We start from the raw sequence: 13,520 nt of genomic DNA, 5'->3' as shown, positions 1-13,520 counted from the left end.
GACCCCATCACCCGCCGAGATACGCGCGGTGCAGCAGTTGCGGATCCTCCTGAAGCGCCTCCGAAGTGCCCTGGAAAGACACCTGCCCGCCGGCGACCACCACGGCCTCCCGGGCGAGCCCGAGGGCGAGCTGCGTGAACTGCTCCACGAGCAGCACTCCGACGCCGGAATCCGCGATCGACTTCACGATCGGCATGAGACGCATGAAGACCACCGGTGCGAGCCCGAGCGACATCTCGTCGATCAACAGGATTCGGGGCTTCGCCGCGAACGCCCGGGCGAGCACGACCATCTGCTGCTCGCCGCCCGAAAGCAGAGCGGTGGGTGAGTCGATGCGCTTCTCGAGCTCGGGGAACTGCGCGAGCGCAGCATCCAGTTCCGCAGTCGTCCGCGCCGTGAGCGAGATGTTCTCGCGCACGGTCAGCGACGGGAACACGGCCCGCCCCTGCTCGATGTGCACGATGCCCCGGCGCGCCCTCGACACCCGGGACAGCTTGTCGATCGGCTCACCGTCGAGCGTCAGTGACCCCGCGGAATGCGGAGTCACGCCTGACACCGACTCGATCAGGCTAGTCTTGCCTGCGCCGTTCGGACCGACCAGGGCGAGCACCTCGCCGCCTCGCACCGTCAGTGACACATCCGAGATCACCGGGCCGGCGCCGCGGCTGACCGTCACCTCCTGCAGCACGAGTTCGCTCACTTCAGCAGCTCCGTCTCTCCCATGTACGCCTTCACGACATCCGGATTCGCGAGCACCTCGGCCTGCGGTCCGCTCGCCAGCACCCGGCCGAAGTCGAGCACGGTGAGCGTCGGGCACACCGAACGCACCAGATCCAGGTCATGCTCGATGATGATCAGCGCCACTCCGTAGCGCGCGGGCAGCTCACGCAGGCGCGCGGCGAGAGCGAGGTGCTCGTCGTGCGACAGGCCGGCGGCCGGTTCATCGAGGATCAGCAGCCGCGGACGCGAGATCACGTTCGCGGCCACCTCGACCAGCCGTCTGGTGCCGACATCCACGCTCGACAGACGCGCACCGGCCGGCGGGCACCCGAAGAACTCCAGGACCTCGTCGATATCGGATGCGGCGAGTCGACGCCGCGCGACGAACCTCACATATGCGCCGACCGTGAGGGCCGGTGGCACCCTGTCCTGCTGGAAGGTCCTGCGCAGCCCGAGCCGCGCGCGACGCGTCGGCGAGAGACCGGCGAGGTCGCGATCACCGAGCATCACCCGACCGCCGTGCTTCGGCAGGAAGCCGCTGATCGCATCGACGAAAGTCGATTTGCCCGCTCCGTTGGGGCCGATGAGCCCCATGATCGATGCTGCCGGCACCTGGAACGACACATCGTCGAGGGCCTTCAGCGCCCCGAACTGCACCGTGAGTCCCTCGACCGTGAGCACCGGCGCGCCGTTCAGCGCGCGCTCGTCGACGGTCGCGGTGGTCGTGGTCGTGATGGCGGCGTCACCCGCGTCGGCGTCCGGAGGCAGCGCCGTCAGCGTCGCAGACGCCGTCTTGCGATCCGTCCGCTTCCAGATCAGGTTGCGGATGCCCTGCCCGAGGTTTGTTCCGCTGGTGAGCGCCTGCACACCGAGCACGCCGAAGACCACGAAGGCCCAGTCCTGCGGCACGCCCCAGCGCTTCAGCAGCTCCGGCACCAGCACCCAGAGGATGCCGCCGAGGATCGCCATATCGATCAGATGCGCTCCCGACATGACGGCGAGGACGTAGAGGGCGAGCGACTGCAGCGGTGTGAAGCTCGAGGCGAAGGGAAGCTGCACCTGGCCGGCGAGCAGCCCGCCGGCGATGCCTCCGAGGGCGGCCGAGACGGCGAAAGCGGTGAGCTTCGCGCTCTGCACGCTCTGGCCGGCGGCGGCGGTGCCGCGTTCCGAGAACGCGACGGCCTTCCAGCTCGAGCCCCACCGCCCGCGCTGCAGGAAGAAGACGCCGAGTGCGCAGACGGCGAGCACCACGACCGAGAGGAAGAAGAACTCGCGGTCGTTGGAGAACATCGAGGGGCGTTCGACAGCCGTGCCGTCGGCGGACCCGGGGAACTGTATCTGCACTAGGGTCACATCCGCGGCAGCCGCGAAGCCCAGTGTGACGACGGCGAGGTTGACGCCGCGAAGCCTCAGCGCCGGAAGCCCGACGAGGATGCCGACCAGACCGGCGGCGATGCCGCCCAGCCCGAGCCAGACGACGAAGCCGCCCGGGGCCTGCATGACGTTCAGCAGCGACACGATCCAGGCGCCGACCGCGGCGAACGTGAGCTGGCACAGTGCGATCATGCCGGCAGACCCGGTGACGATGCCGAGGCCCAGAATCGCGATCGCCGCGACGACCGCGCTGATCGCGAGGAACACGAAATAGCCCGGAAGCGCCGCGCTCAGGAGGGCACCCACTCCGACCGCGGCAGCGGCGACGGCGAGAGGCCAGGACAGACGGAACCAGGGACGGTCAGCGAGCGGCATCCCACACCTCCTTGCGCTGCGTCCACAGGAGCAGGACGACGATGAACAGGAACGGGAGGAAGTTGCGCACGAGCGCGACCTCGTCGATCTGCGCGACGAGCCCGCCGAGCACACCGAGGACGACTCCGCCGACGACCGCGAGGTCGAGTCGGCGGAAGCCGCCGAGCAGCGCGGCGGCTGCGGCGGGGACGATGAGCATCGCGAGGCTCGTCGCGTCGTTCGACTGCGACGGCGCCACGATCATGATCGCGATGGCACTGATCACGCCGGTGACGAACCAGACGGCGATCGAGAGCGGACGCGAGCGGATGCCGAGGAGCTCGGCGGTCGTCGGCCGCTCCGACAGTGCGCGAAGCTGCGTGCCTACTCTCGTGCGGCGCAGGACGATCCGTACCACCACCGCCGTCGCGATCGCCATGACGACGGTGGCGATCGTCACCTGGCTGATCACGACCCCGCCGAAGGAGAACGCGGGGCCGGCGATGATCGGCGTGAACGGCTGCGGTTTGTTGCCGAACAGGATGAACGACATCGAGATCAGCAGAAGCAGGGGGCCGACGGTCATCGCCGAACGGGTGGTGGTGGAGGCTTCGGAGAGCCAGGTCGCGGCGATCCATCCGATCGCGGCGGAGAGGACCCCGCCGACGAGCACGCCGAGCACGGAGCCGAGCCAGATCGGCATCCCCAGTTCGCTGACGAACCACACGGCGCTGAACGCACCGAACATCCCGGTCGCAGCCTGCGCGAAGTTGACGACCCGCACGAGGCGGGACATCAAGGTCAGGCACACTCCGAGGACCGCATAGAGACCGCCGGCGGCGAGACCGGCGATGGCGCCTTGCAGCATGAGGCGTCCTTTCTGGTGTGAGGGGGAGAGGACCTGCCGCCGAGAATGCGCTCGGCGGCAGGCGAGGGTCGACTACTCGCCGATGCGGAGCCAGTCGTCGGCGACCTTCTCCCAGGCGTTCGTGCCGGACTCGAGGATGATCGGCCACCCGGCGGTATTCTGCGTGCCGAAGGCATAGGGTGTTCCGACCATCGGGTTCTCGATCGGGTCCATCCCGCGCAGCGCCTCGGTCACCGTCTCGCGCGTGATGTCCCCGTCCATGCCTTCGAGCACCTCGATGAAGTAGGTCGCCGCGAGATAGCCGCCCTGACTGAACGAGGTGAGGGGGATCTCGTTCGCCTCCATCAGCTCCCGCCATTCGGAGTTGATCTCGTTGTCGTCCGTGAACGGGTAGAACTCGGCGGGCACGTAGATGCCGGCGCCCGCATCGTCGATCGCGTCAGCGAAGTTCTCGCTGTAGACGCTGGTCAGATAGAGCCAGGTCACGTCGTCCCATCCCTGGGCGTTCGCGGCCTTGACCTGTCCGATCGCGTCGGGCTCGACCGGGTTGATCGCGAGTGCCTTGCACCCCTGCTCACGGGCCTTCACGATGTAGGGCGTGTAGTCCGATGCACCATAGGGCACGGTGTCGTCGACGTACTTCGGCTCCTTGCCGGTGATCTCGGTCCACTTGTCAATCGCGGCCTGATAGGTCGGGCGCGTGGATCCTGCGATCTCCAGCAGGATGCAGATGTCATCGAGCCCCAGCACCTCGGAGCCGTATTGCAGGGTGAGGGTCATGTCGTTGAACGGACCGACGTTCGCGGGGGAGATGTTGTCGCTGGCGAAGCAGCCGGTGTCGACCCCGATGCCCGGGAGCGAGAGGATCTCCTCCTGCTCGTAGTACTTCGCGTTGATCTCGCACTCGATCAGGCTGGCGGAGCCGACCAGCGCGACGGCGCTGTCGCTGCCGACGAGCTCGCGGGCCGATGCGGTGGCGGTCGCCGGGTCTCCCTTGTCGTCGAGGGTCTTGTACTCGATGGTGCGTCCGTCCAGGCCGCCGGCCTCGTTGAACGCGTCGAACACGGCGGCCGCCGCGAGAGATGCCTCGGGGAACGTCGCCGGCCCGCTGATCGTGTTCACGGAGCCGACGACGATGGGGGCGCCTTCGCCGCCTCCGCTTCCGTCTCCGCCGGCGCAGCCGGCCAGGGTGAGGGCTGCCACGGCGATGAGCGCCGCAGTGCCGGATACTCGCTTGTTCATGTGATTCCTGCCTCTCGTGTGCTTCGGGACTGCTGCGGTCAGTCGCGCAGCGCGCGGTTGACCAGTTCGGTGTCGGTGAACTGCTCGAACGCGACGACCCTGCGATCGTTCAGGCGCCAGACGTGCGCGACACGAGCGGCGAAGAATCGACCGGTCGCTCGGTACGTACCCGAGTAGGTGCCGATTCCGACGACCACGTCGCCGCCGTCGATGACCTCGTCGATCGCGACCGTGTAGTCGTCCCACTCGTCCTGGATGCGCTGGAAGACCCCTGCGGCCACGGCATCCGGCCCCAGATACGTGCCGGCATACGGAAAACCCGCAGCCTCGGTCCAGCTCACATCGGCGGCGAGCGGTGCCAGCATGCCGTCGAGGTCGCCACGGTCGCTGGCCGCATAGTGCTCTGCGATGATGTCTGCGTTGCTCATGGGAATCCTTCCTGAGGCCGTCGGCGGGTCAGACGGGCTGAGCGTCGGGATAGTCGACGGAGCCCAGCGGATAGATGTGGCCGCCGCCGCGGGAGTGCTCGGCATCGCCGTCGCCGTTGAGACCGAGGAAGATCCCGGTCGTCATCAGCTGGTAGCCGAGGTCGTGCAGCCAGACGCTGGCCACCGCGATGCGGAACTCGCGGAAGCAGAACAGGTAGAGCCCGTCGGCGAACTTCCACACGGTCGACAGGTCCATGTCGCCGTGACCGCGCTGCACGCCCTCGAGGCACTGCCACGCGTAGCGTCGGCTCGAGACGTAGACGTGCTCGTAGAGATGCTGGGGGCTGTAGCGATAGATGTTGCGCTTGCCGATGAGGTCTCGGCTCGGCCCAGGCACCTCGCCCGTGGCGGTGCCGCCGTCGGTGGTCGCCGCCCAGAAGTCCTGCCCGACCTGAGGCGTGCCTTCGGCCGCTTCAGCCGCGATCCGTGAACGCACGACGGTCGCCCGGTGGGTCGTGGTCGAGTACACGACGGTGATGGCCTCGCGTTCGCGGCTCTCGAGCGGGATGTTCACGAAGACGATGTCATCGCGCACAGCCACGGCGTCGTAGGGGTCTGTGCCGGACTCCGCGAATCCCGCCCAGGTGACGGCGATCGCGTCGAACGTCAATGACAGCGTCGAGCCGTCATCGAGCGTGAGCGTCAGCGCCGTGCCGGACAGCGAGGCGTTCGGCAGCCTGTAGGTGTCGATTCCGGCGGCGAACTCGTCGTAGGTGCGCCATTCGTCCAGCGCTGGGTCGGTCGTGACAGAGGCGGTCATGGTGGTCCTGACGTCGCATGCGGCGAAGCGTCGTCGCTCCGGGCACCGCATCCTCGCGGTGTGCTTGCCTCATGCTCCGGCGCGCCCCGGCATCCGCTCAAGAGAAGCGGCGCCATCGCGCGCCGACAGTCAACCGGCGTGCCCTGCAGGGCAAGGACGGGCCTGGGAATCCGCCGTGGCGTCGGCGGCGCCGCTCACGGCGGATGCCAGGATGAGGCATGCGAACAGAACCCCGGGCCGCCCTCTCGCCCGCGGTCAAGGCGGTGGCCTGGACGGCATCCGTCTTCTTCGCTCTGCTCATCTTCGCCGTGGCGTGGGTGTGGTGCGGAATGTCCTACGAGGAGCAGTTCAGCGAGCAGTCCAAGGCCGTCTCCGCCGGGTCGACGATGGAGGGCTGGGGGTTCACCGTCGGCTTGGTGCCGGTGCTGGTGTTCCACGCGCTGGTCGCGATCGGTGCGTTCTTGGCCGTCCGCGACGGAGGACGCCGCGGAGTGCTGGCGAGTCTGGCGCTGGCGCTGGTGCTCGTCGTCGCGGTATCGCTGCCGGGTTTCGTCGCGGTACAGCTGCTGTACGGAGGCACGATGTTCGCGCCGCCGGTCTATGTTCCCTGACCGGCCGTTCGCCAGGCGCTGCGCACCCGGACTGAACGGTGCCGGGTCAGTGCGCCGCGCGGTACTCGCTCGGCGAGATCCCGAACGCGGACTTGAATGCGCGGCTGAAGTGCGCCGCATCGACGAATCCCCATCGGGCTGCGATCGCGGCGACGGGACGATCCGCGAGCATGGGGTCGAGCAGATCCCGGCGGCACTGCTCGAGGCGACGCGTGCGGATCCACGTCGAGACGGTCACGCCCTGCTCCTGGAACAGGCCGTGCAGGTGCCGGGTCGAGATGAAGTGCGCCGATGCGATGGTCGCGGGTCCCAGATCCGTAGAGGCGAGGTTGCGGTCGATGTATGAGCGGATGCGCTGCACGAGGGCGCGATGAGGGTCGGCCGACACCCCGTCGAGGCCGAGTTCGCGGGTGAACACCGTGGTGACGAGATCGAGCGCGCTGTGCGCCAGCCGGGCTCCCGTCGTGCCGGCGAGCTGATCGAGGTTGCCCGCGAGCTGGGTCAGATAGGGCACGACCATCCCTCCCAGTCCGCCCTGACCCGAGATCCGCACCGCGGTGAGCTGCCCGATCATGTCTGACGGGAGGCTGATCAGGTGCTTGGGGAACATCACGACCATCGTGCGGAAGTCATCGTCGAACACCAAGGAGTACGGTCGATCGGTGTCGTAGACGGCGAGGTCTCCGGCCTGGAGCACGGCCTCACGGTCGTCCTGGATCAGCATCCCGGTGCCGGCGAGCATGAGGCTGAGCTTGAAGTACGACCGGTCGCTGCGTGCGATGAGCTCGGGGGTCCTCTCGACGACGTGCGAGGTGGCCCGCACCTCGTTGACGTGCACCTCGTCGACCGAGGCGCCGCGGATGATCCCGCGGAAGTGGTCGGGCCCGGCCGTCGACACCTGCAGCGGCACGAAGGACTCCGAGACGGCCGCCCGGAATTCGCTGATGTTGCGCGCGACGAGCGTCGATACCGATTCGGCGGGGGCGGCGGGTGCACCGTTCATGACTGATCACCTCGGGTGGTGGAACGACGACGTTGTATACGATCCGTGCCGCGATGCTATCACCGGCACGGTCCGGAGGGCGAGGCTTCTATGATGTGGGCGGAGGCCAGTGATGCGATATCTCGGCGACAAGGTCATGCAGGTCCTGCGTCAGCTGCGCGGACCCGACACAGCGGATGCGGTGTTCGAGGCCACCGCGCTCATCGTCGGGGCGGTGTTCTTCGTGCTCGGCTTCGTGATCGGGTGGCCGGTCTTCTGGGGCAGGGAACTGGCGATCAGCGGCACGGGTTCGATCGGCGCCTTCACTGCCTACGGTGGAGCGATTACCGCCGTTCTCGCCTTCGCGATCGGTCGTCTCGTCGTCAGACCGGCGGAGATCGCCCCGGACGGCACTCGCGACGGCTTCAGCGTTCCGGGCGATCGGCTGCGCTGGTACGACCTCGCCGCGATCGCCTTCGCGCACGCGGCGATCGCCTACCTGGGTTGGCTGGGCATCGCCGAGCTGCTCGACCGCAGCTTCACGGATGCCCCGGTCTTCGCCTTCCCGGGAGCGATCCTCGTGGCCGTGGCGTTCGCACTCACGGCCTATGTGACGTTCTTGAGCGCCGTGGCGCTGACGCCGACCGTGCTCTCGCTCGTCCTGGCCGTCTTCCTCGTGGTGGGAGCATTCGCGGCGATGCTCGCCTCGAGTGATGTGCATTGGTGGCAGGACAACCTGTCGGCGCTCGGGATGAGCAGCAACAGCGCCTCCCTGGCGTTCAACGCCACGTTGATCATCGCTGGCGTCCTGGTGACGACGATCGCACGCTATGCCACAGCGGGTCTCCCGGTCGATGACCGCATCGATCGTCGCGGCCGGCGGATCGTGCGAGGCGGGCTCATCCTGATCGGAATCTTCCTCGCGTGCGTCGGGATCTTCCCCGTCGACGAGTTCTTCCTCGTGCACAACACCGTGGCGACCGGGATGACCGTGGCGTTCGCGGTCATCGTCGTCGGGCTGCCCTGGTTCGTGCGCACGATCCCGCGGGTGTTCGTGGTGCTGGGCTGGATCTACGTGCTCGTGATCGTCCTGCTCGGTGTGTTCTTCGCCGTCGGCTACTACAACCTCACGGCGGTCGAGCTGATCGCGGCCGTGCTGATCTTCAGCTGGATCATCGTGTTCCTCCGGACGGCGGGGTCGGTCGATCCCGCGCGCCGACACGAACCGGTGCAGGCCTGAGGGCAGATCGTCAGCGCAGCGGCTGCGTGGCGTCGGCCGTGCGCTGAAGCGCGTGGATGGTGTGGGCATGCCGACGTTGCGCGACGCCGATGAACAGGCAGTCGACGAGAGCGAGCTGCGCGATCCGGCTCACCATCGCACCGGCGCGGAGCCGCGGCTCGCGGGCACGAGTGAGCAGGGCGTGATCGCAGCTCTCGGCGACGGGTGACGCTGATCCTCCCGTGACACCGATCGTGACGCCCGCCGCTGCCCGCGCGGTCTGCAGGAAGTGCACGGTCTCGCGAGTCGTGCCCGAGTTCGAGAAGCCGATGGCGACCGTCTTCCTGGCTCCGAGCGACGCGGCGGCGCTCGCCTCATGGGCGTCGGTGAGCACGATCGCCGTGTGCCCGATGCGCAGCAGCTTGCGGCCGAGGTCTGCCGCCGCCTGTCCGCTCGCTCCGATACCGAAGAGCAGGATGCGATCGGCGTCGTCGACGGCTTCGACTGCGGCCGCGAGATCGTCGTAGTCGAGGTTGGCGATGGTCTCTTCGATGGCCAGGAGCTCGAGCGCGGCGACCTTCGCCGTCGCCTCGCGCAGGGTGTCGGCCGCGGAGATCTCGGAACCGAAACCGGACGCTGCCGGAAACTGCACGGACTCGCGACCGAGTTCGGTGGCCAGGGCCATCCGCAACGCGGCATAGCCGTTCACGCCGATGACGCGGCAGAAGCGGACGACCGAGGCGACCGAGGTGTCGCATCTCGCCGCGATCTCGGTGATGGTGCTGTCGACCACGATGGTCGGATCGTCGGCGATCGTCCGAGCGATGCGCGCCAGCGACGGCGGAAGCTTCTCGGCCGCCGTGGCGATCGTGGTCTGGATGCTCATGGCTCTCCTGGCTGAGGGCGGGTTTCCGTCGTGTGAACAATTCTTTCATGCGGGAGGGGTGATGCGTAGACTATTTCCATGCCTTCCTCGCGTGCCCTCGTCGCCGTCGACCTCGGCAAGTCGCGATGCCGTGCGGTGATCTTCGGGCCGGGGGATGCCGACGATCGCGGCTCGCACCGCCGGCCCGTCTACGACGGCATCGGCGCACCGGGTCTGGCGGCCGCAGACGGCGTCGCCGCAGCGCTTGCCGCGATCCTTCCGCTGAGAGAGCGGCTCGATGCGCCGATCGCCGCCGTCTCGATCGGCGCGGCGGGAGCCTGGGCGGCCCCCGAAGCCGCATCCGCACTCGCTCGCAGCCTCGCCGACGCGTTCCAGGCGCCGGTCGCGGTGACCTCCGACGTCGTCTCGGCCCACGCCGGAGCGCTCGCGGGCAGGGCGGGCGTGCTGCTGATCGCCGGCACCGGCGCGGCGGCTCTCGGCATCGACGGCGAGGTGGCCACCCTCATCGACGGGTGGGGGCCCGAGCTGGGAGACTTCGGCAGCGGATCCTGGCTCGGGCGGGAGGCGCTGCGCGCTGTGCTGCGCGCCTCGGTCGGCCTCGCGCCCGCGACGGCGCTCACGGACGCGGTGGCGTCGACGATCGGCGGCTCCGCAGCCATTCCCGACTGGCTCTCGACGGACGGCCCGCTGCCTCGCCGCCTCGCCACCCTGGCGCCTCTGGTGCTCGATGCGGCAGAGCACGGCGATCCCGTCTCGACGGAGATCGCCGCCGAGGCGGTCCGTCTGCTCGTCGCATCAGCCGTCGCCGCATCCTCGGGCGACCGCGAAGTCGCCCTCCACGGAGGCCTCACCGAACACGTGTGGTTCCACGCCGCACTCGACGACGCGCTGCGCGCCACAGGCCATGCGGTCGTCGTCTCCGCCGGCGACGCGCTCGACGGGGCGCTCCTGCTCGCCCAGCGCGCTGATCTTCCCCATGAAAGGTTCGTGCATCGTGCCGAATGAACACGCCAGACTGACAGCACTCCTCGACGTCCTCTCGACGCTCGGCACCGAGGCGTCGACGACGGAACGCGGTGATCTGGATCTGCTCGAGACCGCGGAGCTCGTGCGGCGCATGAACGCCGAGGACCACCGCGTCCCGACCGCGGTCGGGGAGCGGAGCGCCGAGATCGCCGCAGCCGTCGACGGCATCACCGACCGCTTCCGCTCCGGTGGGCGCCTCATCTATCTCGGGGCAGGCACCGCAGGCCGCATCGGAGTGCTCGACGCCAGCGAATGCCCGCCGACCTTCGGCACGGACCCCTCGATGGTCGTGGGGCTGATCGCGGGCGGTGAGACGGCGATCCGCGCTGCCGTCGAGAACGCCGAGGACGACGACGCCGCCGCGGCGATCTCGCTGCGGGCTCTCGGGCTCACCGAGCGCGATACGGTCGTCGGCATCTCGGCGTCCGGTCGCACGCCGTATGTCGTGGGCGGTCTCGACTTCGCGAGGGGACTCGGCGCGCTCACCGTCGCGATCGCCTCGAACCCGGCATCCGAGATCGGTGCTGTCGCCGATATCGCGATCGAGGTCGTCACGGGCCCCGAGTTCATCTCGGGATCCACGCGTCTGAAGTCGGGAACAGCCCAGAAGCTCGTCGTCAACATGCTCACCACCCTGTCGATGATCAAGCTCGGAAAGACGCACCGCGGGGTGATGGTCGACCTGCTGGCCACGAACGAGAAGCTGCATGCACGCTCGATCCGCACGGTCACGGAACTCACCGGCGTCGGGGTCGACGAGGCCTCCGCGGCACTGGACGCGGCCGGCGGCTCTGTCAAGCTCGCGATCCTGATGATCTCCACGGGGGCGGCCGCGGACGCGTCGGCTCAGGCGCTCCGCGAGGCCGACGGGATCCTGCGCGTCGCGATCGCTCGACTCTCGTGAGGGGCACGTTCGCCGCATGCTTCCGTCAGGGGCTGCCCGATGACGGCGACGCGCTGACCGCCGACGGCGACGCCGAGGCTCAGTGGCCGCAGCTGCAGCCGTCGCCGCCTCCGCAGCATCCGGCATCCGCCGAGACGTGCGCCTGAGACGACTCGGGCACATCCATCGCGGGGTTCTGATCGAGGAACCCATTCGGCTTGAACCAGAACCCTGCATAGTCGACGGGCATGATCGGCCAGTCCTCAGGGCGGGGGAAGTGCGTGAGGCCGAAGGTATGCCAGAGCACGATGTCCTCGCCGTCGAGAGATCGGTCTCCGGCCGTGTATTCGGGCAGGCCCGAGCCGCCCTGGTGTGCGTTCGGGTATCTTCCGGCGGGCCAGATCTGACCCTGCTCGTGCTGGGTCGCCCACAGGTGTCTGGTCGCGAAGGTCGCACGCGCCGCCACGGACGACGCGGGGTCGGCCATCAGCAGTGCGGTGGGCTGGGGGATCAGGTGGTACGCGGTCGGACGCCCGACGTGGTTCGTGCGCGAGGCACTCTGCACCTCCCAGGTACGCGCGACGGACGAGTCGGCATCGCGCTGAGCGGCGGATTCGGTGGCGAGCTGGGTCTCCGACCACGTGAAGGCGTTGCCGAACGGGTTGTCCGGTCCCATCGGGATGCGCTGGGCGTCGATCTCGAACAGACGGTTCGCCTCGCCGTCGATCGCGACGTCGAGGCGGGCGCAGAACAGGTGCTGGTGCACCGGCGCGAACACCCCGGGGGCGAGTTCGGTGGCATGCTTCTGCCGTACACCGGGTTCTCCGGCGCCGGCGAACACGATCCCGGTGGCCTTGGCCACGACCTCGATCGACCCGTCGAGGTAGAAGTGCCAGTAGAACCCGTAGTCGTAGTTGCCGATCGTCGAGAAGTACGACACCACGAAACGGCGTGACCGGCGCACATCGGAGCGTCCTGCGAGGTCGGTGTGCTTCCAGAGGATGCCGTAGTCCTCCTCGTGCATGCAGACGACGTTGGGGATGCGCACGGGATGGCCGTGGTCGTCGGCGACGTAGCCGTCGAGGTAGCGGATCACCCCCAGGCAGTCGCAGCCGAGCTCGAGGTGGTTGGCGTTCTTGCCGAGGAGGTACTCGCCGGCGTCGAAGTAGCTGATCCAGAAGCGCCCCGGCGCGGTGTCGCCGTAGGGGACGACCATCTCGGGCACGCTGGCCCTGCTCAGCACCGAGCGTCCGTCGAACGCGACGTCATGCAGCACGAGTCCCTCTCGCGCGTTGAAGCTGACCCGCATCGACCAGTTCTCCCACTCGACGAGAGATCCGGTGACGGCGAAGCTCGGCCCTTCCGGCTGTGTGATCTCGATGGGCTTGAGCGTCGTGCGCGCCGCGCCCTGAGCCTCGGGGTAGTAGTTGCCGTGGCCGGCGGGCACGGGCACGTCGCCCTCGTCGTCGATGCGGATCACGCCGCCGGTGGTGAGGTCGATGTGCACGACCAGTCCTTCGACGGGGTGGGCCCAGGGGGAGTCGGCCTCGTCGTACTTCAGGAAGGTGAGGGAGCGGATGACGCGGCGTCCCACCTCATCGGAGCGGCCGGTGTACCCCGGCGCCAGTGGTCCGCAGAACGCGAGTGCCATGTGCTCCGCGAGTCCGCGGCGCGTCATCGCCGCCTGCCATTCGGGGGACGCCTTCGCGATCACCTCGGCGCGTTCGTACTCTTCGAACAGGTACTGAGGTTGGCCGTAGGGCGGCGCATCGTTGGGAACCCGCTCGTTGCGCAGGACCTCGCCTCGGGTGATCGAGACGACGACCTCACTGGCGACACCCGTCGCGGTGTCGAGGAGCGTCGCGTCCACCCGGCGGTCGATGGGGGAGCCTGGTGACCATGCCGCGAGCTCCTGCTTCGTGGGCTCGTCGGGCAGCAGCATCGGCACGCGCACGGACTCGCCGAGAAGTCCTGCGGAGTCGAGCACGGCGCGCGCCGCGGCGATCTCGGCGCCGGTGAGCGGGTCGAGCGGATGCGGGGTCGGGATCCGGTCGATGGAGACGGGCTGGCGGTGGGACATCGGCGTACCTCACTATTTCGAGCGATC

The 13,520-nt window shown here is 68.6% G+C and carries 13 protein-coding genes; 4 read left to right on the top strand and 9 right to left on the bottom strand.

From position 1 onward, the window contains the following. Window positions 1–7: 7 nt before the first annotated feature. The 6 genes from ACIP5T_RS06370 to ACIP5T_RS06345 all read right to left on the bottom strand — a co-directional run bounded on the left by ACIP5T_RS06370 (window position 8) and on the right by ACIP5T_RS06345 (window position 5,806). Window positions 8–700, bottom strand: a complete 693-nt coding sequence (locus ACIP5T_RS06370) for an ABC transporter ATP-binding protein (protein WP_400861604.1) — start codon at window positions 698–700, stop codon at window positions 8–10. Next, the gene (locus ACIP5T_RS06365; RefSeq protein ID WP_400861603.1) at window positions 697–2,469 is read right to left on the bottom strand and encodes an ATP-binding cassette domain-containing protein; all 1,773 of its coding nucleotides are present in this window, start codon (window positions 2,467–2,469) and stop codon (window positions 697–699) included. Before ACIP5T_RS06365 ends, ACIP5T_RS06370 begins: the two co-directional genes overlap by 4 nt. Beyond that, a complete protein-coding gene (locus ACIP5T_RS06360) occupies window positions 2,456–3,316 on the bottom strand; it encodes a branched-chain amino acid ABC transporter permease (protein ID WP_400861601.1) in 861 nt (286 codons plus the stop codon). The genes ACIP5T_RS06365 and ACIP5T_RS06360 overlap by 14 nt, the downstream gene beginning before the upstream one ends. 72 nt (window positions 3,317–3,388) lie before the next feature. After that, a complete protein-coding gene (locus ACIP5T_RS06355; protein ID WP_400861599.1) occupies window positions 3,389–4,558 on the bottom strand; it encodes an ABC transporter substrate-binding protein in 1,170 nt (389 codons plus the stop codon). Between the two features lie 38 nt (window positions 4,559–4,596). Next, window positions 4,597–4,986, bottom strand: a complete 390-nt coding sequence (locus ACIP5T_RS06350) for a nuclear transport factor 2 family protein (protein WP_400861597.1) — start codon at window positions 4,984–4,986, stop codon at window positions 4,597–4,599. 28 nt (window positions 4,987–5,014) lie between these two features. Next, a complete protein-coding gene (locus tag ACIP5T_RS06345) occupies window positions 5,015–5,806 on the bottom strand; it encodes a MoaF C-terminal domain-containing protein (protein ID WP_400861595.1) in 792 nt (263 codons plus the stop codon). A gap of 218 nt (window positions 5,807–6,024) precedes the next feature. Between ACIP5T_RS06345 and ACIP5T_RS06340 the strand changes: the two genes are divergently transcribed. Then, window positions 6,025–6,417, top strand: coding sequence for a hypothetical protein (locus ACIP5T_RS06340; protein ID WP_400861594.1), 393 nt, complete (start codon window positions 6,025–6,027; stop codon window positions 6,415–6,417). A 46-nt stretch (window positions 6,418–6,463) separates the two neighbouring features. Here the strand turns inward: ACIP5T_RS06340 and ACIP5T_RS06335 are convergent, their stop codons facing one another. Then, window positions 6,464–7,420, bottom strand: coding sequence for a helix-turn-helix domain-containing protein (locus ACIP5T_RS06335; protein ID WP_400861592.1), 957 nt, complete (start codon window positions 7,418–7,420; stop codon window positions 6,464–6,466). 112 nt (window positions 7,421–7,532) lie between these two features. Between ACIP5T_RS06335 and ACIP5T_RS06330 the strand changes: the two genes are divergently transcribed. Further along, window positions 7,533–8,639 (top strand): DUF998 domain-containing protein, encoded by a 1,107-nt coding sequence (locus tag ACIP5T_RS06330; RefSeq protein ID WP_400861590.1) that lies wholly within the window; start codon window positions 7,533–7,535, stop codon window positions 8,637–8,639. Window positions 8,640–8,649: 10 nt separating this feature from the next. Here the strand turns inward: ACIP5T_RS06330 and ACIP5T_RS06325 are convergent, their stop codons facing one another. Continuing rightward, window positions 8,650–9,504 (bottom strand): MurR/RpiR family transcriptional regulator, encoded by an 855-nt coding sequence (locus tag ACIP5T_RS06325; protein WP_400861588.1) that lies wholly within the window; start codon window positions 9,502–9,504, stop codon window positions 8,650–8,652. 78 nt (window positions 9,505–9,582) lie between these two features. Between ACIP5T_RS06325 and ACIP5T_RS06320 the strand changes: the two genes are divergently transcribed. Next, a complete protein-coding gene (locus ACIP5T_RS06320; RefSeq protein ID WP_400861586.1) occupies window positions 9,583–10,509 on the top strand; it encodes an N-acetylglucosamine kinase in 927 nt (308 codons plus the stop codon). Continuing rightward, complete coding sequence (murQ, locus tag ACIP5T_RS06315; protein WP_400861584.1) at window positions 10,499–11,434, top strand: N-acetylmuramic acid 6-phosphate etherase; 936 nt, start codon at window positions 10,499–10,501, stop codon at window positions 11,432–11,434. The genes ACIP5T_RS06320 and murQ overlap by 11 nt, the downstream gene beginning before the upstream one ends. A gap of 79 nt (window positions 11,435–11,513) precedes the next feature. Here the strand turns inward: murQ and ACIP5T_RS06310 are convergent, their stop codons facing one another. Further along, a complete protein-coding gene (locus ACIP5T_RS06310; protein WP_400861583.1) occupies window positions 11,514–13,493 on the bottom strand; it encodes a primary-amine oxidase in 1,980 nt (659 codons plus the stop codon). Window positions 13,494–13,520: the final 27 nt, after the last annotated feature.

The organism is Microbacterium sp. NPDC088619 (assembly GCF_044752825.1).
Taxonomy (GTDB): domain Bacteria; phylum Actinomycetota; class Actinomycetes; order Actinomycetales; family Microbacteriaceae; genus Microbacterium.
The sequence above is the reverse complement of the archived record's forward strand: the minus strand, read 5'-3'. Positions and strand labels throughout refer to the sequence as shown.